This window comes from Pseudomonas sp. CFBP2511 (assembly GCF_030209255.1).
GTDB classification, from domain to species: Bacteria; Pseudomonadota; Gammaproteobacteria; order Pseudomonadales; family Pseudomonadaceae; genus Aquipseudomonas; species Aquipseudomonas avellanae.
Genome location: NZ_JARVSI010000010.1, coordinates 12,718 through 35,954, shown reverse-complemented (window position 1 = coordinate 35,954; position 23,237 = coordinate 12,718). Strand labels below are relative to the sequence as shown.

18 protein-coding genes and 2 pseudogenes are annotated in these 23,237 nt (G+C 58.4%); 8 read left to right on the top strand and 12 right to left on the bottom strand.

What is annotated here, in order from left to right:
- Nucleotides 1–242: 242 nt before the first annotated feature.
- The 6 genes from mltA to QRN38_RS08655 form a co-directional block, all read right to left on the bottom strand.
- On the bottom strand, nt 243–1,433 hold the full coding sequence (mltA, locus tag QRN38_RS08680; RefSeq protein WP_057418793.1) for an MltA domain-containing protein: 1,191 nt from the start codon (nt 1,431–1,433) through the stop codon (nt 243–245).
- A gap of 79 nt (nt 1,434–1,512) precedes the next feature.
- Nucleotides 1,513–2,781 (bottom strand): phospholipase D-like domain-containing protein, encoded by a 1,269-nt coding sequence (locus QRN38_RS08675; RefSeq protein ID WP_057418779.1) that lies wholly within the window; start codon nt 2,779–2,781, stop codon nt 1,513–1,515.
- A gap of 63 nt (nt 2,782–2,844) precedes the next feature.
- A complete protein-coding gene (locus QRN38_RS08670; protein ID WP_057418780.1) occupies nt 2,845–3,495 on the bottom strand; it encodes a MotA/TolQ/ExbB proton channel family protein in 651 nt (216 codons plus the stop codon).
- 26 nt (nt 3,496–3,521) lie between these two features.
- Nucleotides 3,522–5,804, bottom strand: a complete 2,283-nt coding sequence (locus tag QRN38_RS08665) for a TonB-dependent receptor (protein WP_057418781.1) — start codon at nt 5,802–5,804, stop codon at nt 3,522–3,524.
- Between the two features lie 20 nt (nt 5,805–5,824).
- Nucleotides 5,825–6,598, bottom strand: coding sequence for an energy transducer TonB family protein (locus tag QRN38_RS08660; RefSeq protein ID WP_057418782.1), 774 nt, complete (start codon nt 6,596–6,598; stop codon nt 5,825–5,827).
- Nucleotides 6,598–7,005 carry an ExbD/TolR family protein gene (locus QRN38_RS08655; RefSeq protein WP_003380333.1) on the bottom strand — a complete coding sequence of 136 codons (408 nt, stop codon included), beginning with the start codon at nt 7,003–7,005 and terminating at the stop codon, nt 6,598–6,600. The genes QRN38_RS08660 and QRN38_RS08655 overlap by 1 nt, the downstream gene beginning before the upstream one ends.
- A gap of 199 nt (nt 7,006–7,204) precedes the next feature.
- On the opposite strand from QRN38_RS08655, the gene QRN38_RS08650 reads away from it, so the two are divergent.
- The 3 genes from QRN38_RS08650 to ycaC all read left to right on the top strand — a co-directional run bounded on the left by QRN38_RS08650 (nt 7,205) and on the right by ycaC (nt 10,117).
- Nucleotides 7,205–7,768 (top strand): GNAT family N-acetyltransferase, encoded by a 564-nt coding sequence (locus QRN38_RS08650; RefSeq protein ID WP_057418783.1) that lies wholly within the window; start codon nt 7,205–7,207, stop codon nt 7,766–7,768.
- On the top strand, nt 7,765–9,336 hold the full coding sequence (locus QRN38_RS08645) for an alkaline phosphatase D family protein (protein WP_057418784.1): 1,572 nt from the start codon (nt 7,765–7,767) through the stop codon (nt 9,334–9,336). Before QRN38_RS08650 ends, QRN38_RS08645 begins: the two co-directional genes overlap by 4 nt.
- A 154-nt stretch (nt 9,337–9,490) precedes the next feature.
- Nucleotides 9,491–10,117, top strand: a complete 627-nt coding sequence (gene ycaC / locus QRN38_RS08640; RefSeq protein ID WP_007244184.1) for an isochorismate family cysteine hydrolase YcaC — start codon at nt 9,491–9,493, stop codon at nt 10,115–10,117.
- Between the two features lie 583 nt (nt 10,118–10,700).
- Here ycaC and QRN38_RS28225 read toward each other — a convergent pair.
- A pseudogene (locus tag QRN38_RS28225) lies at nt 10,701–11,135 on the bottom strand (methyl-accepting chemotaxis protein); the annotation flags it as partial.
- Between the two features lie 165 nt (nt 11,136–11,300).
- Nucleotides 11,301–11,924, bottom strand: a pseudogene (locus QRN38_RS28220) (PAS domain-containing protein); the annotation flags it as partial.
- Nucleotides 11,925–12,245: 321 nt separating this feature from the next.
- Here QRN38_RS28220 and QRN38_RS08630 point away from each other — a divergent pair.
- On the top strand, nt 12,246–13,205 hold the full coding sequence (locus tag QRN38_RS08630) for a GDP-mannose 4,6-dehydratase (protein WP_005771489.1): 960 nt from the start codon (nt 12,246–12,248) through the stop codon (nt 13,203–13,205).
- A 77-nt stretch (nt 13,206–13,282) separates the two neighbouring features.
- Here QRN38_RS08630 and gmd read toward each other — a convergent pair whose 3' ends face one another.
- Nucleotides 13,283–14,329, bottom strand: coding sequence for a GDP-mannose 4,6-dehydratase (gene gmd / locus QRN38_RS08625; protein ID WP_007244186.1), 1,047 nt, complete (start codon nt 14,327–14,329; stop codon nt 13,283–13,285).
- A 343-nt stretch (nt 14,330–14,672) separates the two neighbouring features.
- On the opposite strand from gmd, the gene QRN38_RS08620 reads away from it, so the two are divergent.
- Both QRN38_RS08620 and QRN38_RS08615 read left to right on the top strand, forming a co-directional pair.
- Nucleotides 14,673–15,869 carry a GGDEF domain-containing protein gene (locus QRN38_RS08620; RefSeq protein ID WP_010204046.1) on the top strand — a complete coding sequence of 399 codons (1,197 nt, stop codon included), beginning with the start codon at nt 14,673–14,675 and terminating at the stop codon, nt 15,867–15,869.
- A gap of 75 nt (nt 15,870–15,944) precedes the next feature.
- On the top strand, nt 15,945–16,382 hold the full coding sequence (locus QRN38_RS08615) for a GNAT family N-acetyltransferase (RefSeq protein WP_057418785.1): 438 nt from the start codon (nt 15,945–15,947) through the stop codon (nt 16,380–16,382).
- Nucleotides 16,383–16,390: 8 nt separating this feature from the next.
- On the opposite strand, the gene QRN38_RS08610 is transcribed toward QRN38_RS08615, so the two are convergent.
- Nucleotides 16,391–18,031, bottom strand: a complete 1,641-nt coding sequence (locus tag QRN38_RS08610; protein WP_057418786.1) for a methyl-accepting chemotaxis protein — start codon at nt 18,029–18,031, stop codon at nt 16,391–16,393.
- A gap of 278 nt (nt 18,032–18,309) precedes the next feature.
- On the opposite strand from QRN38_RS08610, the gene QRN38_RS08605 reads away from it, so the two are divergent.
- Nucleotides 18,310–20,325 carry an alkaline phosphatase D family protein gene (locus QRN38_RS08605; protein ID WP_057418787.1) on the top strand — a complete coding sequence of 672 codons (2,016 nt, stop codon included), beginning with the start codon at nt 18,310–18,312 and terminating at the stop codon, nt 20,323–20,325.
- A gap of 86 nt (nt 20,326–20,411) precedes the next feature.
- On the top strand, nt 20,412–21,131 hold the full coding sequence (gene pcsA / locus QRN38_RS08600; RefSeq protein ID WP_057418788.1) for a phosphatidylcholine synthase: 720 nt from the start codon (nt 20,412–20,414) through the stop codon (nt 21,129–21,131).
- A gap of 62 nt (nt 21,132–21,193) precedes the next feature.
- Here the strand turns inward: pcsA and QRN38_RS08595 are convergent, their stop codons facing one another.
- Both QRN38_RS08595 and QRN38_RS08590 read right to left on the bottom strand, forming a co-directional pair.
- Nucleotides 21,194–22,417, bottom strand: a complete 1,224-nt coding sequence (locus QRN38_RS08595) for a sugar transporter (RefSeq protein ID WP_005771500.1) — start codon at nt 22,415–22,417, stop codon at nt 21,194–21,196.
- A 345-nt stretch (nt 22,418–22,762) separates the two neighbouring features.
- A complete protein-coding gene (locus QRN38_RS08590) occupies nt 22,763–23,107 on the bottom strand; it encodes a zinc ribbon domain-containing protein YjdM (RefSeq protein WP_032606961.1) in 345 nt (114 codons plus the stop codon).
- Between the last annotated feature and the right edge of the window lie 130 nt (nt 23,108–23,237).

The window sequence follows — 23,237 nt, the reverse complement described above, 5'->3', positions numbered from 1 at the left end:
TGGAAAAGCATTAATACTAATGTGTAATGTCATTGTGATAGTGTCAAGAAACCGATATATGGCGTCCACAATTTACCGATGAGCGGTAAATTACTCGTTTTTCGACATTTTATTGGCGTTACAAAATTGTAGATCTGGAGATAATCGGGGGCAAACGGGGCTGATTCGAGGGTTTTACGCACTTGCGGCTATATATCCTATGGATCGGATATATAGCCGCTCAAGGGGAGGATTGAATTAAATCAGTGGCTGGCGGGCGCAGGTGCTGCATCGACAGTCTGCGGCAATGCCATACCCTTGGGCCACAGCAACCAGATATTGCCTTTCTGTTTCATTTCACCTGCCAGCTTCTCGGCCTCATCGCCAGTGCCCCAGAACAGATCAGCGCGGACTTCACCCGCAATCGCACCGCCAGTGTCCTGCGCAGCAACCGGGCGCACCACGCTGCTGCCATCCGGTCGCGTGGTAGACAACCAGAGCAGGCTGCCCAGCGGAATCACCTTGCGGTCGATGGCTACGCTGTAACCCGGCGTCAGTGGCACGTTGAGCGAGCCACGCGGGCCTTCGTTGCTGTCCGGGTTACGGCCGAAAAACACGTAGCTGGGGTTACTGGCCAGCAACTCGCTGATACGCTCCGGATGCGCCTTGGCCCAGGCAGCGATGCTGCCCATCGTCACGTCTTCCTTCTTCAACTCGCCCTGCTCCACCAGCCAACGGCCGATGGCGCGATAAGGACGACCGTTCTGATCGGCGTAGCCCAGACGCAACTGTGAGCCGTCTTCCAGACTGACCCGCCCGGAGCCCTGAATCTGCAGGAACTGCACGTCCATCGGATCGGTCAGCCAGGCGATCACCGGCGCATTCAAACCTTGCGCGTTGATGGTCGCGGCATCGTCGTAAGGCTTGAGCACCCGCCCCTCAAGCCGGCCGCGCAGACGCTTGCCTTTAAGCTCAGGGTAAATGCTGTCCAGATTGACCACGATCAGGTCATCGGGAATGCCATATACCGGCACATTGGCCGTCTCTGTCCGGGTCAGGCTGCCAGGGTAAACAGGCTCGTAATAGCCGGTAATCAGGCCATCCGCACTGCCACCGTCGGCACGCAAGCTGTAAATCTGCAACTGGCCCTGCAAAAACGTACGAATCTGCGTCGCATCCGGCGCCGCCGCAACGCTCGCCGCTGCCGCACACGTCGGCCCCCAGACCGCATCGGCCTTCAAACGAACACACGCGCTGCGCCATGCGGCGAAACCGGCTTGCAAATCGGCATCGGAAACCGCTGGCAGCGCTTCCCAAGAGGCCTGAGTGTACGTGGTGTGCGGCGCAGCCGGTGGCGTTACCGGTTTATCGGACTTGTCACACGCCGCCAGCAAAACGGCCAATGGCAAAGCCAGCGCCAGGCCCCGCGACCACGGTTTGAGGGAGAACATCATCAACAGCACCAATCCGTTTACAGCCTGCAGCAGGCTGGTGGGTAAAGGGCGTCATTGTGGCGGAATGAGGCGTGGGGGCCTAGTGGGGAGCTGCATTCAAACTTCCCGGATGCGGTTGCGGGTAGTCGCGATTGATGTCGATGGGCTTGGCATACGGCCCCTCCCAGAGCTGTGCATGCAACTGGCCGATGCGCCTGGCCATCGTGCTGTCGTGCATCACCACTTCCAGGTTGCGCGAGTTGTCGAGGTAGCCGCCGAGCCAGTTGCTGGTGCCGACCCAGGCGACCTGGTCATCAATCGCCATGGTTTTGCTGTGGATCACCCGTGCATAGGGGATGAAGCCCTGAGCGGCCATTGGCAGCGTCACGATGCGCACCTGTACGTTGGGCACAAGGGCCAGACTTTTCAGATAGGCAACCCCGGGCATGCCGGTGTTCCAGTCTGAAACCATGAGTTTGACCGACACGCCACGGGCGGCGGCGCTGCGCAGGGCGTTGTCGATGACCGCGTAATACGGCCGGGTTTTATCAGGCCCATAGGACAGCGGCGCGTAGTCCAGCAACTGGACACGAACCTCGCTTTTGGCTTGCGCCAGCAAACGCGGCAGTTCGGTCTCGGAGTCGCGCACGCCCGACGGGTTATAGCGCTGTGGGCTGGCGACCAGATAATTGCCACCGGGCGATGCGCCACTGGCAGGCGGCGCACCAGAAACAGGAAGCGGCACAGGTTTGCCGTCGGCAATGGCCGCCTGGGCAAGCCAGTCCTGATCGAACACAGCCTGCGTCTGGCGCACGACCGTGGGCTCGTCAATACGCAAACCGGTTTCGTGAATGTGTTCCAGTGAACGCCAATCGAAGTTCTGACTGCCGATAAATGCCTGCTTGCCATCCACCACGAAAAACTTGGCGTGGATGATGCCACTGCCGGTCAGCCTGGCGTAAGGCAGCACCCGCAAGGTGAGGTTGGGGATCGCCCGCAACCGTGCAAGGGTTTCTGGATCGGAAAGCTTCAAGCCTTTCTCTTCCAGCAGAAAACGGATGTTTACCCCGCGCTGCCCCGCTGCGGTCAGGCTTTCAAGCACCTTGCCCATCACCGAGCCTGGCTGATCTGCCACATAAAACTGTTCGATATCGATACGCTCGCGAGCCCCATCGAACAGCTCGCGCCAGACATCGCCAGGCGCTCGCAGGTCCGGGGTTTGCAGGTCGGTCCCGACGGGCACGGTGTGCACCAGTTCGAAACCGGGAATGGCGAAATCTGCATAGGCAACCGGACTGCTGAGCAGCAATGCGGCAATCAGGCTGCGGTAGCGTATGGACGTCGAGCGAAACCAGATAGAGAAGTGCATGGCAGTCTCATGGCCAGAACAGGCGAAAGCGGCACACGTCAGAGACCTGCGCCGATGTGTTGATCATGCCGTCCGGAAACCGGGCTGGGGAATGGCGACCGGATGCGGCATTTCACCCTGCACCCGCGCGCCGCTGGCGGCACGGATCAGGAGGATCTTGAGTTGATTGTTGATGCGCTCGAGGCTGTCCTGAAAGTAGTTGTGAAAGACCACGCAGAACAACGCAATCGCAATACCCAGACCTGTCGCGAACAACGCCGTACCGATACCGGCAGAAATCTGCCCGGGGTCGGACACCCCGGCGCTGGCCAGGGCTTTGAAGGTATCGATGATGCCCAGAATCGTCCCCAGCAACCCCAGCAAGGGCGCTGCGGTGGTGATGGTTTCGATCAGCCAGAGGCTGCGGGACAGCGGCGCGCGAGTGCTCAGGTACTGGGTTTCAATGACGTCATCCAGGTCCCGGCGTGAACCGTGAGCGTTTTTCTGCGCCAGTACCGGCAACACCATTTCCAGCGGCAGGCTGGTGCGGCGGGTCAGCGTCTCCGGCAGGTCTTTTTCACTGTGCACTGACGCGCTGAGTGCCGTTTGCAGTGCCCGCGACTGGCGACGCACGTAGGCAAAGTAGATGCCGCGTTCAATCGCGACGAAGATCGCAATCGCGATGGCGGCGTACATCACATAGAAGGTGATGTCGTGGAGCTGATTCATGTCCATGGCGCAGACCTCTGGTCAATGAAGGGTTAGAAATTGGCTTCCAGGGAAACCGTGACGGTACGCTCGACGCCGACGATGTAGGCCGGGTCGCCATCGCGGAAACCGCTGTAACTGGCGGCGTTGGTCTTGGTGGTGTAAACGCCGTCCAGGTAGTCCTTGTCGAACAGGTTGTCGACGTTCAGGCGCAAAGTGGCGTCCTTGACGATTTTCTTGTCCACAGGCAAATAGATACCCGCGCCCAGATTGAAAATGGTGCGCCCCGGAATGCTTTCGTCGTTGGTCAGGTCGCCGTAGAGCTTGCTGGTGACCTTGCCGCCAAACGTGCCGTAATAACTGCCGTCGTCGTAACCGATATTGGCCGCCAGCATGTTCTTGGGTACGTTGGCGAACTGCTTGCCGCTGGTCGGCAATTCGATGGCAGCGCCGTTGTTGAAGACGGTCAGGTCATCTTTCTGTTTGGCGCGGGTGTAGGTGTACGAGGTGTAGTAGTTGAAATGGTGGGGCAACAGGCCGCTCCACTCCAGTTCCAGGCCGCTGTTGTCCACTGCACCGGCGTTGATGTCGGCAAAGTCACCGTTGATATCGCGGGATGAGACCTGGCGATCCTTGAACTGCATATAGAACAGGGTGGCCGCCAGCGTCGTGTCCTGGTCGGTAAAGCGCCAGCCCAGCTCGTGGTTCCAGCTGGTTTCCGGTTTGCTGTTGATAGAACCGGCACCCTGGTCATACAGTACGTAGTTCTGTGGCACGCGCATGTTGCGCGACAGGCTGTAGAACAGTTGATCACGTTCATCCAGTTGGTATTTCAGACCTACATTGGGCAGCAACTTGTTATACGTCTGGTCACGCTCTTCCGGGCGCTCGGTCAGGCTGCCGTGGTTGGTGCCTTCGCGCTTCACATTCATGTAAGCCAGGCCGCCAATCAACGTCCAGTCCGGGGCGAAATACCAGGTGTCCTGAGCCCAGACTTTCTGTGCGGGCGTTACGGTATAGCGGTCCCGACCCTGGATCTCATTGCCGTTGGCATCGACCATGTAATCGGAATCTGGCCAGATGCTTTGCGGCTTGCCGTTGCTCTTCAGACGGATGAACGGCTGGGTCTGCAACTGGCGCGCACGCTCATACCAGTAGCCGACTTGCACGCTGTGCTCGTCGTTGACATCCCAGTTCAGTTTGGTGGTGATGCCCGGACGCCAAGTCTGGGTACGGGAAGGCCGATAGTAAACGCCAGTGGTCGATGAACCGTCAGCGTTGTAGGCCGCGGCCGTCGGCAGGTTGCTCAGGTCGAATACGCCGTTCTGATTCGAGCCACGGTTGAGCGCGTAAGAAGAGCTGTTGACACCGCTGCCGTTACCCCAGAAGTAATAAGGGACGACGGAAAGGGCCAGATTGTCGGCCAGTTTGAATTGGGTATTGAGCACCCCGGTAAAGGTCTGGAACGGATTCTGTGCCAGCTCATAATAACTGGACAGCTTGCCGTTGCTACCCAGCGCAGGCGTCGAAGGATAAGGGTCAAACTTGCGCCCGCCCTGCTGGAACTGGCTCTTGGTGAGCTGGCTGTAACTGTTGTTGTCCTGTTCGTGATACTTGAGAATCAGGTTGGCCGTATTGCCCGAACCCATGTCGAAAAAGCTGTTCCATTCCACCTTGTCAGCGCGCACCGCCCCATCACCGCGCCATTTCTGGCCTTCGGTGTGGGACATCGACAGCCAGTTGCTCAGCCCGTTGATTTCGCCGGTGTTGAGCCGTGCAAAGGTCTTGTAAGTGCCGTTGCTGCCCGCCACCTGCTTGACGAACGCGCCGGTTTCCTTGGTGGGCCGAATGGTCACAATGCCGATGTTGCCGCCGCTGGAACCGATATGCGGGCCATCGCTTTCGGCAGAGCCTTGGGTGACGAATATCTGATCGATGTTCTCCGGGTCACCCAACAAGTTGGAATACAGCGCGTAGTTGCCGGAGTCATTGATCGGCATGCCGTCTACCGACATGCCGACCTGATCGGAGTTGAGCCCGCGCATGGTAAAACGGAAGCCCGAAAGACCGGTGGCGTCTTCACTGGAGATATTCAGGCCCGGGGTGTACTTGAGCTTGTCGATCGCGTTACCGGTGGCAGCCTGTTTGTCGAGCGCCTCCTTGGTCACGGTGGAACGCGCCTTGATGCTTTCCTCCTGAACCATGTAACCGCCACCGACAGTCGCTTTGCCCTGCACGCCAATGGTGCCGACATCACTCACACTCTGGTCAGCCATGACCATGCCGTGGCTCATGCCAGCGGCGACCAACGCAAGGTGAATCCTGGAAAACTTCATCACTTTGTTCCTTGTCAGTGCTATTGCACGCTGTAGTTGAAGGTGGCGGTAAAGCGCTGTTCGTTGCGCCCGCCGAAGGCTTGCTCGGGAAACGGTTTGACTTGCTTGATGCGTCGCAGGCTGTTGGTCGCGGCCCGATTGAGCAGCATGCTGGAGGCCTGAGTCTGAATGCCGGAATCCAGCACGCGACCCTGCCGATCGACCAACAACCACACCACCACTTCGCCACTCGGGCGCTCCAGTGATGCCTGACGTCCGGTGGGATACTGTTTGTAACCGTCCAGATCGTTGCGCAGCCCTTTGAGGTAGCCGCCCTCGATACCTTGAGTGTCCACTTTCGGCGGCGCGGGCGGCGCAGGCGGTGACGGCGGTGACGGCGGTGAAACCGGGGCGCTGGCTATCGGCTTGCTGGCGGCCTGAACCGGTTCGACGGGTTTGGCCACTGCCGGCTTGGGCAACGGTTTGGGGCGCGGTTCTGGTTTGGGCGCATGCTTGGGTTCTGGCTTGGAAACAGGCTTTGGAGGCGGTGGCGGCGGCGCAGGCTCGGCCTCTTCGCTGTCGATGACGGGCGGCGCAGGCGGCGGCTCTTCGGGCTGTACCGGAGGCGGCTCGGGCTGTGCCAAAGGCTGTGGCGCAGGCGATTCGGGCTCGACCAGTGCCAATTCCACGGCAGACTCATCGTAGACCGGCTCCATTTTCAGAGGCCGGGTTTGCACGCCGATCACAATTGCAATGAGCGCCACCAGCGCAGGCAAGCCGCCCAGCCACTGACGCATCCGAAACAGGGCATACATCAGGATTTACGCGTTGCGATGGAAACGGACGTGAAACCACCCAGACGCAACGTGTCCATGATCTCGACCAGCCGTGCAACTTCAACGCCCTTGTCGCTGTTCACGATGATGGTCGTTTTGGTGTCAGGTTTTTCCAGCGCCTTCAAGGCAGGCACCAGCGCATCAACGGTGGTTGCCTTGCCATCAAGCTGCAATTCGCCGTTGAGCCCGAGGGTCAGGATCGATTTGTTCTGCGGCTTCAGTTGCTGAGAACTGCTGGCACTGGGTAACTGGGTCTTCATGCCCAGCGCCGGAATCACGTTCAGGCTGACCAGCACGAAAAACACCAACAGGAACATCATCACGTCGATCATCGGGATCAGTTCGATGTGCGCCTTACGCTTCTTGGGTTCATCCCACGTTCTCATGCCGGCTTCTCCCTCTTGTTAGAGGCCGAGAATCTAGCAACCGAACATGACTGATCGGTTAGTTTTACAAGAACGATACATGACTGTTACATGGCCTTTATTCGCATATTGCGTGGCACTTAAATGTTTCTTGCACCTGTCACGCAAACGCCATCGCAACGCGGCAGCGTTTGAGCATTTATCTCGACGGAAAACACCGATGTGCCTCGAGCTGCCCCGTATCCGAACCTCACGCCTTCTGCTTGCCGCCTTGCAGCCGGAACAGGCATCAACCTTGTCGCGGCTGGCTGACGAGCCCACGATTGCGGCCATGACCTCTGCGCTCCCCAGCCCCTACACGCTTGAGCATGCGCAGGCATTCATCGCCCAGGCCCACGAGCAATTCGCTACGGGTCAGACACTGGGCCTTGGGGTTCACGTCACAGAAACCGGGGAGTTGGCCGGGGTCGTCTCGTTCCGCTTTTCGACATTGCATCAGCGCGCAAACCTGGGCTACTGGATGGGTGTTGACTACCGAAACAACGGCTACACCCGTGAGGCGGTGCGGGGATTGATGACGTATGGCTTCACGCACATGAACTTCAACCGCATCGCAGGTCAGTGCTTCAGCGACAACCTGGCCAGCGCCAGGGTGCTGGAGAGGTGCGGGTTGTTGTACGAGGGCTGCATGAAAGGGGTATTTCTGAAAAACGGCGTCTTTAAGGACATGTCGCTGTTCGGGCTGTTGCGCGCGCAGTACGAAGCGTCGGAGGCCCTGTCATGAGCGATTTCAATCCGGACCGCCGCCGCATCATTACCGGCGTGGCCGGGGCCACACTGCTGTCGATCCTCAGCCCGTTTGCCCGCAGTGCAGGTGTCGATTATCCGTTCACACTGGGCGTGTCGTCAGGCGATCCGTTGCCGGACGGCTTCGTGATCTGGACACGTCTTGCCTCCCAGGTAATCACCCCGACAGGCGACGGCGGCTTGAGCAAACCCGTCGAGGTGCGCTGGAAAATCGCCAGCGACGCCGCCATGACGCGCATCGTGCGGGCGGGCCAAGCCACCGCCCAGTCACGCTTTGCGCATTCGGTGCACGTTGAAGTGAGCGGCTTGCAACCGGGGCGGCCCTATTGGTATCAGTTCGAAAGCCTGGGCGCACAAAGCCCGGTGGGGCAGGCCTGCACGGCCCCGCCCGCGACGGCCATGGCTGCGGCGAGGTTCGGCTTTGTATCGTGCTCGCATTGGGAAGCCGGGTATTTCAGCGCCTATCGGCACCTGGCTGCGGAGCGACCGGATCTGGTGTTCTTTCTCGGTGACTATATCTATGAAGCAAATGTTTCTCCCGCGAATACACAGTTCCCACGCCGCCACGCCACATCAGACCCGATGGATCTGGCTGGCTATCGCAACCGATACGCGCAATACAAGACCGACCCGGACCTACAAGCCCTGCATGCCTGCGCGCCAAGCGTTGTCACCTGGGACGATCACGAAGTGCAGAATGACTATGCCGCGCAGTGGTCCCAGGATCCGGGCGTTCCGGTAGAGAGCTTTCTGCGTCGCAGAGCCGCCGCTTATCAGGCGTTTTACGAGCACATGCCGTTGCGCGCCAGCAGTTTGCCCAAAGGTCCCGACATGCGTATTTACCGGAACCTGGACTATGGCCGCCTGGCACGCTTTCATGTGCTGGACGGTCGGCAGTATCGTTCCGAACAGGCGTGCATCCAGGCCAACGGTAGCCGTCGAGGCTACGTAGCGCCCAGCGATTGCACGGATCTGAGTGACCAGAAACGCACCATGCTGGGCTGGGAACAGGAAGCCTGGCTGGACCGCAGCTTCGCTGAGTCACCTGGACAATGGAATGTCATTGCCCAAGACTTGCTGGTCGCTCCGCTGGAACAGCGCAATCTCAAAACGCAGGCGCTGGGCCACTGGACCGACGGCTGGGACGGCTACGCGGCGACCCGCGAGCGCATGCTGGCATCCCTGCAACGCCACCAGACCCGCAACCCGGTGTTCTGGGGTGGCGACATCCATTCGTTCTGGACCACCGACCTGCACGCCGATGCGGGCAATCCGGATTCAGCCGTCGTCGCCACTGAATTCGTCGGCACCTCAGTGACATCCGGCGGACCGCCATTCGAGGCCTTCAACAGCATTCTCGGTCTAAACCCCCATGTGAAGTTTTTTGACAGCCGCCAGCGTGGCTATGTGGCGGTGGACCTCAGCGAGCAACAGATGCTGACCCGCTTTCAGGTGGTGTCGGATGTGCTCGACCCCGCTGCCAGCGTGTCGACGCTCAAGCGATTTGCGGTGGAGGCTGGCAAAACCGGGGCCGTTCCTGTGTAGGTGATTCTTTGGATAGGTAGGACTTGGGACAGTATTGTCCACTGTGGGGGGACAGTAAAACCCGCCTCAGGCGCTTTTTCCCTTTCCGGTGAACTACTAATCTGAGCCCATGTTGCACGCCAGACCTCACCTACCCAACCGAAAGGACTTGACCATGACCAACACCCCCTACAGCCGCCTGAACAAAGATGACGCGATCGTTCTGCTGATCGACCACCAGACAGGCCTGATCTCGCTGGTGCAGGACTTCTCGCCGAACGAGTTCAAGAACAATGTTCTGGCGCTGGCTGACCTGGCGCGGTTTTTCAAACTGCCGACCATCCTCACCACCAGTTTCGAACAAGGCCCCAACGGCCCGCTGGTTCCGGAACTCAAGGCCATGTTTCCCGATGCGCCGTACATTGCGCGTCCGGGTCAGATCAATGCCTGGGATAACGAAGACTTTGTAAAGGCGATCAAGGCGACCGGCCGCAAGCAACTGATCATTGCCGGGGTAGTGACCGATGTGTGCGTGACCTTTCCGACCCTGTCGGCACTGGCTGAAGGGTTTGAAGTGTTCGTGGTCACCGATGCATCCGGCACCTTCAACACCACGGTTCAACAAGCCGCGTGGTCGCGCATGACCCAGGCGGGTGCACAACTGATGAACTGGTTCTCGGTGGCCTGTGAGCTGCAGGGTGACTGGCGCAACGACATCGAAGGTTTGGGTAACCTGCTTTCCGAGCGCATCCCGAACTACCGCAACCTGATGAACAGCTATTCGGCACTGACCGCTCGGTAGAGGCTGTTGCTAAATGGGATTCGAGGTGGATGTGCCATGTCGAATCCACGGCACGACAGTTGAGATTATCGTTCCTAACGCTCCAGCGTAGGAATGCAGTTCTTGACGCTCTGCGTCCGATTTTGATTGCGCGACACGGCGCAGAGGTGTGACGCGGAGCGTTGGAACGATAATGATTGTGAGCAGATGACACACGTGAGGAACAATAGGTGTCCGGGAGAACACTATCGTGCCCATGCTCCGCGTGGGCATGCAGTTCTTGACGCTCTGCGTCCGCTTTTGATTGCGCGACACCGCGCAGAGGTGTGACGCGGAGCGTTGGAGCGATAATGATCATGGGCAGGTAACATCACAAGCGATCCGGCAACGTGGTGGCTTTGGTCAGCCTGGGCTCATCCAGCAGTCTGGCTTTGTAAGCCATGAGTTCATCCTCTCAGACAAACGCGCGCCATTTTGAACGAAATAACTGTAGGAAAATTCGCGACTTTGAACGAAAAAAGGCTTTTCCGCTTAATCGCGAAAAAGCCTTTTTCGTCTATTCAATACGCAATATCTAAAGCAAAACCTCGGAAAGCAGAGAACACTACTTCAGTTGATTGGCAAACCGCCCGACCGCACCGACCACCTGTTTGGCGCCTTCCTGAATCTCGACGATCACCGCGCCGGCTTCGTTGGCCAGTGCCAGACCCTGTTCCGCCTGGGTGCGGCTGTTGGCCATGCCGCGTACGGCTTCGTCGGCCAGTGCCCTGTTCTGCTGCACAACGTTGACGATTTCTTCGGTTGCCGCGCTGGTGCGACCGGCCAGTTGCCGAACTTCGTCAGCCACCACAGCAAAGCCTCTGCCCTGCTCACCGGCACGAGCGGCTTCGATGGCGGCGTTGAGGGCCAGCAGGTTGGTCTGCTGGGCAATGCCACCGATGGTCTGCACGATGGAGCTGATCAACAACGATTGCTTGCCCAGCGCTTCAATGCCTGAGGACGCTGACTGCATCTCTTCGGAGATCTTGCGCATGGTCTGCACGGTGTTCTGCACCACGTCCGCACCACGCTGGGCACTGACGTCGGTCTGCTGGGAGATTTCGAACGCCACGCTGGCCGCCTGACTGACTTCGTCTTCGCGAGCCACCTGATCGGTTACCAGCGTGGCGAACTTGACGATCTTGTAGAGCTTGCCCTGAGCGTCGTGGACCGGGTTATAGGTGGCCTCCAGCCAGACCTCGCGCCCGCTGCTGTCGATACGCTTGAAGCGCCCGGCAACGAACTCGCCCCGGTTGAGCATCGCCCAGAACTCGCGGTACGGTGCCAGTGAGGTTTCTGCCGGATCACAGAACAGGCTGTGGTGCTTGCCCTTGATCTGCGCCAGGTTGTAACCCATGCCCCGCAGAAACTGGTCATTGGCCGTCAACACGTGGCCGCTAAGGTCGAACTCGATCACGGCGGTAGAGCGCAGCAAGGCCTGGATGAAGGCAGAGTTCTCGGCGGCGGTCTCGACGGTCTGGGTGATGTCCGACCCGTAACACTGCAGCGTCACCAGCTTGCCCTGTTCATCCAGAACCGGCTGCCACATGGCGCGAACCCACACCAGGCTGCCGTCGGCATGCAGAAAACGGTAGTTGTCGATCACCGACTCGCCCTTCTGCACCGCCAGTTTGAGGTTGCGGTAGCAATCGAGCTGTTTGACGTAGGTCGGCACCATCTGATCAAGCTCCCTCCCCAGCAACTGCTCGGCTGTGTAGCCAAGCGCTCTGAGGAAGTTGTCATTGGCGTGGGCAATACGATTGCTGGCGTCCAGACTCAACGACACCATTCGCGCGTCCATTCCTTGCTGCATCTGCCGGTACATGGATAACTCGGCCTGTTGTGCCTGTAATTCCTTTTTCAAGCGAGTATTGAACATGGCTGCACCGTTTGTGAGGTTGTACGATGATATCGGCACAAGCGTAGACCGGATTAAGGCATTTCGTCTGACCATGAAAAATTCCATGAGGATTTTTTCTTGACGAGTGTGGCTTGCAAACTGAAAACCCCGGCCTGATCCAGCGTGATTTACAAACAGCGCACACCGCCTGCCTGATCAGCCACGTCTGTTAAGCTCCATTACCTGACACAGTCAATGAGAGGCCCGACGATGCGACGCATTCTGATCACTGGTGCAAACGGTTTTGTGGGTCAGATCCTGTGCAGCATGCTGCGCCAGGCGGGTCATCATGTCATCGCGCTGGTCGGTGCCGAGTCAGCTCTGTCATCGCATGCTGACGAATCAGTGCGTTGTGACATCCGCGATGCCAGTGGCCTGGAGCAAGCACTGTGTCGGGCCGCGCCCACTCATGTCGTGCATCTGGCCGCGATAACTCATGTGCCCACCAGCTTCAACAACCCTGTCCTGACCTGGCAAACCAACGTCATGGGCAGCGTAAACCTGCTTCAAGCACTGCAGCGAAGCGCCCCGGAGGCATTTGTGCTGTTTGTGAGTTCGTCGGAGGTGTACGGCGAGACCTTCAAGCAAGGTACTGCGCTGGGCGAAGACAGTGCCTGCAAACCCATGAATCCCTATGCAGCCAGCAAGCTTGCCGCCGAGGCAGCGTTCAATGAGTATTTCCGCCAGGGCCGGAAAGGTATCGTCGTTCGCCCTTTCAATCATATCGGCGCCAGGCAATCACCTGACTTCGCGACGGCTTCATTTGCCCGGCAGATCGCCTTGATTGAAGCCGGGAAACAGGCCCCTCAGTTGAAGGTTGGCAATCTACAGGCGGCGCGGGACTTTCTCGACGTGCACGATGTGTGCGATGCCTACGTCGCGCTGTTGCAGCTCGCCGACGAGCAGGAGCGTTACCCAGGGTGCCTGAACATCTGCCGCGGTGAGCCGACAAGCCTGCAGACGCTACTCACGCAGCTGATGGCACTGAGTTCAAGCGTCATCGAGGTGACAATCGATCCGGACCGGATGCGTCCTTCAGACATACCCAGCGCTTTCGGCAATAACTCCGCCATGCGCTGTGCCACCGGCTGGAAGCCCAAGACGAAGCTGGACGATACACTCGAAGCGTTGTTGAACTACTGGCGTCACGAGGTGATTTCGGCGGTTTGATCAGTCAGGGCTTTCAATGAGGGCGTCATAATCGATGACGCCCTGACGACCCCCTCAGGTTGAAGGCCGACCGCCAATCAGAACGAGGTGCCGTTCTTGTTGCGCCTCAGGTCAGCCTCAACCATCAATCGACAAAGCTCCTCAAGGCCGGTTTTGGCCTCCCACCCGAGCACGTTTCTGGCTTTTTCAGGATTGCCGATCAGCAACTCGACTTCAGAGGGGCGATAGAACTTCGGATTGATCTGCACAAGGGACTTGCCTGTACTCACGTCAATGCCCCGCTCATTTTCCGCGCTGCCCACCCACTCAAGGTTAATGTCGACAGCCTTGAAAGCCATGGATACAAAGTCACGAACCGTTTCGGATCGGTTGGTTGCCAGAACGAAGGAGTCGGGCTCTTCGGCTTGCAGCATGCGCCACATACCTTCGACATACTCTTTGGCAAACCCCCAGTCACGCCGTGCGTCCAGATTACCCAACTCCAGAACGTGCGGCAGGCCCAGTGAGATTCGAGCAGCTGCGTCGGTGATCTTGCGGGTGACAAACTCTTTACCGCGCAGAGGCGACTCGTGATTGAACAGAATGCCGCTGGCGCCAAAAATACCGTAGGACTCCCGATAATTGATGGTCATCCAGTGCGCATACAACTTGGCGACACCGTATGGGCTACGCGGATAGAACGAAGTCGTTTCAACCTGAGGAACCTCCTGCACCTTGCCGAACATTTCAGAGGTGGAGGCCTGATAAAAGCGTATTTTCGGATTCACGATCCGTATCGCTTCAAGCAGGTTGACGGCGCCCAGCCCTGTGATTTCAGCAGTTGTTATGGGCTGATCGAAGGAAACACCGACAAAGCTCAATGCGGCCAGGTTGTAAATCTGAGTGGGTTCGGCTTTCTGCAACAAGCGAATGCTGGCGCTCAAATCCGTCAGATCATGCTCAACCAGATGCAAATTCGGGTGTCTGGCGACGCCGAGTTCTTCAAGACGCCAGAAGTTGACCGAGCTGGTACGACGGAACGTCCCGTAAACCTTGTAGCCCTTTTCCAGCAGCAACTGAGTAAGGTACGCGCCATCCTGGCCCGTGATACCAGTGATAATTACCGATTCTTGCGGTGCACTCATAATAGGATTCCGTTCTGGGGCTGGCTCGGCTAACGTTAATTGTGCCGCGATACAATCACGAATTGCAGCACGCTCGCTTCGAAGGCACCCACAGAGCTTGAGTCGAAGCACCTGATCACTATAGATCCGGAACTTGAAGTGCAAGCGGTCAATTTCAAATAACCTGCGCTTGAGACTGGACGGCGGCGATCAGAAATCCGGGCCCGGCCGCGCACCTGAATTCTTTCAGCCAATCCCCCACAGACCGCCGGTCGCTATTTGAAATTAGCATGCTGCAGTTTGATGGCACTAAGACATCATGCGTACTGTCCCAAGTCTCTCGATGTCAAAGTCCCGGTGCAACATGCTCGCTTCAACACTTGATCGTCCCAGCCCTGAAGATTCGCAAACCCTTGCCGAGGTCGAGCGAACCATTACTTCAGGGGTCGGAGCGCTGTGCTTCAGCCGTGGCCTTGAGCGACGTTATCAAACGGAAACCCGACTGCAACGGCGTGAGTTTCTGACTGCGATGGGTATCGGCGGCAGCCTGATCTATAACCTGTTTCTGATCACCGACTGGTTGATTCTGCGCGATGTTTTTGTCTACGTGGCGATAGGCCGTCTGTGCCTGATCACGCCGATGTTCATCATCATGCTGATCCTGGCTCGGCGCCTTGCTTCTCGTCGGGCGATGGAGACCACTGCTGCGGTCGCCACGGTGCTGTGCTCGCTCATGCCAATGGTGGTGATGACTTACAGCGAGAGCCCGTATCAGATCTTTTATCAGTTGGGCATGCTGCTGATCATGGTCTATTGCACCATGATCCAGCAGTTGCCGCTGCGCCATGCCGCCGCCGCGTTGTCCTGCATGCTGATCATTCAACTGGTGACAACCTACATTGCAGACTTCGCGGATTTCGTCATCTGGCAGGCCAATGCCCTGCTGTTCGTCTCGACGGTCATGCTGCTGTTGATGGCTTCCTATTTTCTGGAGCGGGCAAGCCGTCTGAGTTATCTGTTTGCACTGCGCGGACGCTTGCTGCAAGTGCAGTTGCTGGAGTTTGCACGCACCGATGCACTGACGCGTCTGTTCAATCGACGTTATCAGGATGAAGTGCTGACGTCGGTCTGGGAACGTGCCCGTAAAAAGCAGGCAAACGTGGCGATCATTTTGCTGGACATCGACCACTTCAAATCCTACAACGACAACTACGGCCATCCACAGGGTGATGTCTGCCTTAAGTTGCTCTGCAAGGCAATCCAGCAAAGCGCAAATGACGGCGGTGCAGTGGCCTTCCGGTTCGGTGGTGAAGAGGTACTGGTATTGATGAATGCCGATGCCGACCAGGCCACGAAGATGGCCGAGACCCTGAAAGCCACGGTGGCCGCCCTCAAGCTGCCGCACCCGGCGCTGGGCGAAGACGCGCATGTCACAATCAGTCTTGGCGTTGCATCGGGGATTGCCCCGCTGATCACTTACGATACGCTGATCAGCGCTGCCGATAACGCGCTGTACGCCGCCAAGCACGCCGGGCGCAACTGTGTGTTTTGCCAGCCATAATGCCTTCTGGCACCTTTACCCCGCCCTCCTCCGGCCTTAATCTCGACGCGCAATCATTTGGCTGGGAGCCACCGCATGAGCGTGCACATCGACATCAATACAAACCCCACGGAAGAAGATCGTCTGGCGATTCTGGAGCCGTTGAAGCGTTTCAATGCCGAGCAGGCGGGTGACGGGAAGTCAGAGAAGGTGGCGATGTTTATTCGCGATGATCAGACCCGGGAAGTTCTCGGTGGCCTGCACGCGCGCATTTTTTATCAGTGGTTGTTTATCGAGTTGCTGGTCGTGCCGCAACAAACCCGGGGCCAGGGCATGGGCTCACGCCTGATGCAGATGGCCGAGGATCTGGCCGTCGAGAAGGGCTGTGTCGGGATCTGGCTGGACACCTTCGACTTCCAGGCACCGGATTTCTACCGCCGTCACGGTTACACCGAGTTCGGCCAGATCGATGACTATCCGCCCGGCAGCAAGCGCTTCTTTTTCCAGAAGCGCCTGCAGGGCGAACAGTCCTGAGGACTGCGTCAGACCTTGAATCGGCCTACCAGGTCGTTGAAGGAAATTGCCAGGCGAGACAACTCCTGACTTGAAGCGCTGGTCTGGTGAGCGCCAGCCGCGGTCTGGGTGGAGAGGTCCTGGATGTTGACCAGATTGCGGTCCACCTCGCGAGCGACATGGGATTGTTCTTCGGATGCGGTCGCAATCAGCATGTTGCGATCGTTGATCTCGGCAATGCTCTTGGCGATGCGCTCCAGCGACTGGCCGGTGGCCTGGGCCAGCGACTGGGTGTTGCTCGCCAGCGTGCGGCTGTTGCCCATAGCGCGTACGGCCTGATCAGCGCTGGCCTGGACGCTGCCAATCATGGTTTCGATTTCGCCAGTGGACGCCTGAGTGCGGGCCGCCAAGGCGCGTACTTCGTCTGCTACCACGGCAAAACCACGCCCTTGCTCGCCCGCACGGGCAGCCTCGATGGCCGCGTTGAGCGCCAACAGGTTAGTCTGCTCGGCAATACCGCGAATCACATCCAGCACCTTGCCGATCTCGCGAACACGTCCGGCGAGTTCTTCAACCATCGTGGTCGAACTGCTGATCTCGTCGCTGACCGTGTTGATCGCATTTACCGCATCACGGGCCTGATCACGGCCAGTGGCCGCTTCAGTGCTGGTCTGCTTCGACGCGTCGGAGGTGGACATGGCGTTGCGCGCCACTTCTTCAACCGCTGCGGTCATCTCGTTGACGGCGGTAGCGGCCTGCTGGATTTCATCATTCTGGCGCGTCAGGCCACGACTGCTTTCTTCGGTCACGGCGTTAAGTTCTTCTGCAGCCGAGGCCAATTGGTCGGCGGCACTGGATATCTGCCCGATGGTGTTCTTGAGGCTGGTCTGCATGTCGCCAAGGGCTGTGAGCATCAAGCCCGCTTCATCGCGGTGAGTGCTGACAATCGGCTGAGTCAGATCGCCACCGGCAATACGCTGCGCACTGAACAGTGCGGAGGCGATGGGCGAACTGATCACGCGGCTGATAAACAGTGCCAGAACAAAGGCGGCCACGAAGGCCACGCCGATACCGATGTACAGATTGAGGTTGGCTGTCGACTCTGTCTTCCCGGCAGCGATAGCGCCTTCGCCGATCTGACGATTGTTGGAGCCCACCATGATGCTCAGCTCGTCCATGACCTTGAGGTAGGCCGTGCGGACCTCGCCATCGACCAGCGCCCTTGCCGCCCCAATATCACCGGAACTTATGATGCCCAGCGCCCGATCGACCAGCGCCTGATACACAGGCCAGTCCTTGTCCATCTGATCGCCCGCAGCGCGCTCGTCATCTTCGAGTGGGGTAGCACGATAGGTCGAGTACGCCTTTTCTGCTTCGGCGCGGTTTTTTTGCAGGCTGGCGATGACATCATCCTTTGCACCTTGCGACGCATTGGCAGCCACGACCGTGATGAGGCGGTACAGGTCACGATTCTGTTCGACCACATTGGTCATCGTCTCGTTGGTTTTGGACACTGATACCAGGTTGTTGGAGAACACGAGTTTGAGATTGCTCGCCAGTTCGGCAATACCTCGACTGGCAACCATCCCCACACCGAGGGTAATCAGCGCACATAATGCGAATGAGATGAACAGCTTGGTAGACAGCTTGGCGTTGTAAAACCAGTTCATAATCGGAATTCTCGCGTTAGCATTGGCGGAGACTGCGCGGTCTTGCAGGGGATACCGGCAATTTTCGAACGTTGTGTAAAAGTGTCTATCGGCAACGCTACGCATCACTGAAGCCGCATAGCCATGCGTTTCATCCGGTTAAGTGATCGCGGCTCATATTTCCTCGCTGCAATGCCTTGAAACAGGCTGAGCCTGGCGAGCCAGCTGTGTAACAAGAACTTTCCACGCCTGCTGCGTTACTATTCCGTGCCTACGGTCCATCAGAGCCTTGAATCAGGATGTCCTCTTCGTCCGCCGAACACTGCGCGTCACTGCCGTCCATCCTTGCAGGCCCACTGTTACGCCGTCAGGAAGCTGGCCGTCTGGTGCTGTGGCTGGTGGGTTCGCGCCCACTGAACCTGACGTTGAGTCTGCGTCATGGCGCTGCTGATGCTGCATCAAGCGGCTTTATCGATTACCCGCTTACCGGCCAGCAATGTCAGGTCGTTGCTGTGGGACGCCATGCGTTCATTCACCTGATCGACCTGCAACTGGAGGCCGACCTGCCCCTGGACGCATGGGTCGATTACGACCTGCGGGTCGAGGGCGAACCGGGCGGTATCGCAGAATGGGCGCCGCACTTGCTGTACGAAGGTGCCGTTTATCCGGACTTTGTCGTGCGCAGCAGCATCGACCATCTGCTGCATGGCTCTTGCCGCAAGCCACACCATTGCGCCGCAGAGGGCCTGCTTTGTGTGGACCGCTTGCTGGCCGACACCCAAGACCCGCTGCAACGCCCTGCCCTGTTGATGATGAGCGGCGACCAGATCTACGCCGATGATGTGGCAGGCCCGATGCTGCGCGCCATTCATGCGCTGATCGAACGGTTGGGGCTGTTCGATGAGCACCTCGACGGTGCGGTGGTCGATGACAGCGCCAGCCTTTATCAGCATCCGGCCAGTTATTACCAGCGTGCCGACCTGCTGCCTGCGCTGAAAAGCAACGACACGCTACGCGAGCGTTTCTTCGGTGGCGCAAGCAAGCCGGTGTTCACCAGCAGCACCGCCGACAATCACTTGGTGACCCTGGCAGAAGTCATGGCGATGTACCTGCTGGTCTGGTCGCCTACGCCCTGGACGTTAATCGAGCCGGACATGCCGCAACTCGACGCCGAGGAGCTGGAGCGTTACGCCAACGAACAGCAACTGATCGATGGTTTCGTTGCCGGGCTGGGCGGCGTGGCGCGGGCGATGGCGCATGTGCCGTGCATGATGATCTTCGATGACCATGACATCACCGATGACTGGAACCTCTCGGCGAACTGGGAAGAAACGGCCTACGGCCACCCGTTTTCGAAGCGCATCATCGGCAACGCCTTGCTTGCCTACTTGCTCTGTCAGGGCTGGGGCAACAACCCTGACGCGCTCAATGAGCTCGTCGGGCGGGCGCAGGACCTCAGTGGCCAGGCTGTGCGCAACAATCACTGGCTGGACAGCACTTCCCAGAACACCCTGATCGATCAGTTGCTGAAATTTCAGCAGTGGCACTACGTGCTGCCGACCCACCCGGCGCTGGTGGTACTGGACACCCGGACCCGACGCTGGCGCAGCGAATCGAACTTCAACCATCCCTCAGGCCTGCTGGACTGGGAAGCACTCTGCGAACTGCAACAGGAACTGATCGATCATGAATCAGCGATTATCGTGTCGCCTGCCCCGGTGTTTGGCGTCAAGCTGATCGAGGCGATTCAGCGGGTTTTCAGCTGGTGTGGCTACCCGTTGCTGGTGGACGCAGAAAACTGGATGGCCCACCGCGGCGCAGCCAATGTCATTCTGAACATCTTTCGCCACTCCAGAACACCGGGCAATTACGTGATTCTGTCAGGCGATGTGCACTACTCGTTCGTCTACGAAATTCTGATTCGCCACCGCAGCGGCAGCCCGCATATCTGGCAGATCACCAGCAGCGGTATCAAAAATGAATTCCCCCGACGCTTGCTGGATACTTTTGATCGGCTGAATCGCTGGTTATACTCACCCCGCTCACCATTGAACTGGTTCACCAAGCGACGCCTGATGAAGGTCATCCCGCGCACGCCCGAGCACAGCAAGGCCGGTGAACGCTTATGGAATTCGGCAGGTATCGGTCAGGTATTTTTCAATGACCAAGGCCAGCCGACACGGATCAACCAGCTCAATGCCAATGGTGACTCGCCCACTCGTTTCGTCGAACCGGAGGAATACAGAGACGAACGGTCCGGTAACGATCGCGGTTTTCTGGAAAACAACCGGGAAACAAGGGATAGTCACCGCTAAACTTATCGGCGATTGCCGGGTCGATAGTTGCTACCAGTCAGGGTTGCGGCACGCCCTGGCAGTATTATTTCCTGGAGAGCGCCCCCGTGATTACCAATCAACGCATAGCCAGACTCAACGCCTGGGGCGCGCATGGCTTCACCGCCACCGGCGTCGTCCTTGCGTTTCTGGCAACTATTGCCCTGTTCAATAATGAACCCAAAGCCTGCCTGCTGTGGCTCGGTGCCGCTCTGATTGTCGACGGAGTGGACGGCTCGCTGGCTCGCAAGGTCAACACGACCTCGGTACTGCCGCACTTTGATGGCTCGGTACTGGACCTGGTCATCGACTACCTGACCTACGTGTTCATCCCGGCCCTGTTCATCTACCGCTACATTCCGGTGCCGGACTACACGTTGCTGTTGAGCGTGTCGGTCATTCTGGTTTCGTCGCTGTTTTGCTTCTGCAATGTCGATATGAAGAGCAAGGACAACTACTTTCAGGGCTTCCCCGCCGCCTGGAACGTCGTTGCGCTGTGCCTTTATATTCTGTCACCCGCACCGTGGCTGACGTTAATTACCATCATCGCCCTGGCGTTGCTGACCATGACCCGCATGAAGTTTCTTCACCCGTTCCGCGTGCGTCGTTTCATGCCGCTCAACATCGCAGTCACCACTGTATGGCTGCTGGCCAGCGCGCTGCTGATCATCAACCATCCGCACAATGGCCCGCTCGTCATGGGCTTGTGGCTGGCGATGTCGGCGTATTTTCTGGGGATTTGTATCTGGAGAACGTCGCTGGAATGGCTGGGCCGGCTCAAGGCCTGAACCAAAAGCCTTGACCTGCTTGCTCGCTGACTGCCTTGCGCAGTCAGCGAGTGTTGTACGGATCAGTGTTTAGCGTCAGCCTGCATCTCTGCATGGGGCTGCGTCTTGCCGAATAGAAACGTCGTATAGCAAATCAGCCCCAACCCGCCAAGGGCCAACAGGCCGCCTACAATGCCGACATTCGCCACGCCCAGGTGGCTGCTGACGACGCTGCCCAGCAGGGCACCGCCGCCAATGCCGATGTTGAATATCCCGGAAAACAGCGCCATCGCCACGTCGGTCGCATCCGGTGCCAGCGACAGCACGCGCGCCTGCAGCAACAGCCCGAAGCACATGATCGCCATCCCCCAGACCACGGTCAGCGTGCCGAGCATTGTTGCGTCGCCAGACAGTGGCAACAGCATCAGCAGGCAGACCGCCAGGGTGCCAATGGCAGTGATCAACAGACCGTTTGGAAACCGGTCGCTGAACAGGCTGAACACAATCGAGCCCATGATTCCGGCACCGCCGAAGACCAGCAGCAAGATGGTGGTCATTTCACCGCTGAGGCGCGATACAGTTTGCGTGAACGGCTCGATGTAGCTGTAGGCGGTGAAGTGCGCAGTCACCACGATGGCAGTCAACAGGTAGATGGCCATCAGGCGCGGGCGTTTGAACAGGATAGGCAGGCTGCGCAGCGAGCCGGAGTTCTGGCTCGGCAGCAACGGCAGCGCGCGCGCCAGCAGAAAGACCACCAGCGCAGCGACCCCGGCGATACCGAGGAATGTGGTGCGCCAACCCAGGGCTTCACCCAGCACACGTCCCAGCGGAATACCCAGAACCATCGCCAGCGAAGTGCCGGTCGCCAGTAAACCAAGGGCTTGAACCTGCTTGCCCGGCGGTGCGATGCGCACGGCAAGGGAGGCCGTGACCGACCAGAACACCGCATGCGCAAACGCAATGCCGACACGGCTCACCAGCAGAATCGCGAAGCTGGACGCCATCGCAGAGATGACGTGGCTGACCACAAACAGGCCGAACACAAACATCAACAGTTTGCGGCGCTCAATGTTGCGCGTCGCCAGCATCATGGGCAGCGACATCAGCGAGACGACCCAGGCGTAGATCGTCAGCATCAAACCGACTTGTGCCGGCGTCATGTCGAAGCTCTGGCCGATGTTGCTCAGCAAGCCGATCGGCACAAATTCGGTGGTGTTGAAAATGAAGGCCGCCAGGGCCAGCGCGAAAACGCCCAGCCAGCTGCCGGTGTGCTCACCGGTTTGTTCATTGGGAGGTGAAGTGATCAAGAATCTACAGCTCTCTAAAAATGTTCCGACCTGATGGCCGACCGCCACGCCTTGAAAGCACGCATGGCACCTGTACCGAAAACCACGGCTCGCCCCACCGAAAAACCAACGCGAAAACGCTCCGCTCGACAGTCATGATCGAGCGCAGTGTGCAAAGTGGATTATTGTGAATATGGGGGATACAGCCAGAATGTGAATTCTACGGACCGCTCAAGTGGATCACAACCCGTCCATACGTCTGAGACTTTACAAGTGACCGCCGGTAGGCCGTTGCCTTAAAACGCGAACGCCGCGCCGGTCGAGTGACCGGCGCGGCGTGCGGGCTGAAGAGATCGCCCGTCTGAATCAGACTTTGCGGACGAACTCGGACTTCAGTTTCATGGCGCCGATGCCATCAATCTTGCAATCGATATCGTGGTCGCCATCGACCAGACGGATATTCTTGACCTTGGTGCCGACCTTGACCACCAGCGATGAGCCTTTGACTTTCAGGTCCTTGATCACAGTGATGGTATCGCCGTCCTGTAGCACGTTGCCCGTGGAGTCCTTGATGACCTTCACGTCGTCGGAAGCATCGGCGCTGCCGGCGTCAGCGGACCATTCGTGGGCGCATTCCGGGCAGATCAGCAGGCTGCCGTCTTCGTAAGTGTATTCGGAATTGCATTTCGGGCAGGACGGTAAGCTCACAATGGTTCTCACATCAAGGGGGGTAAAAACCATGAATTATAAAGGGCTTTTCCTGTTTAAGGTTAAAGACCGGTTTTTTACCCCTCCCTGCCGGCCTCGACGATTGGACAGATGCCAATACCTGAGCTAGAAA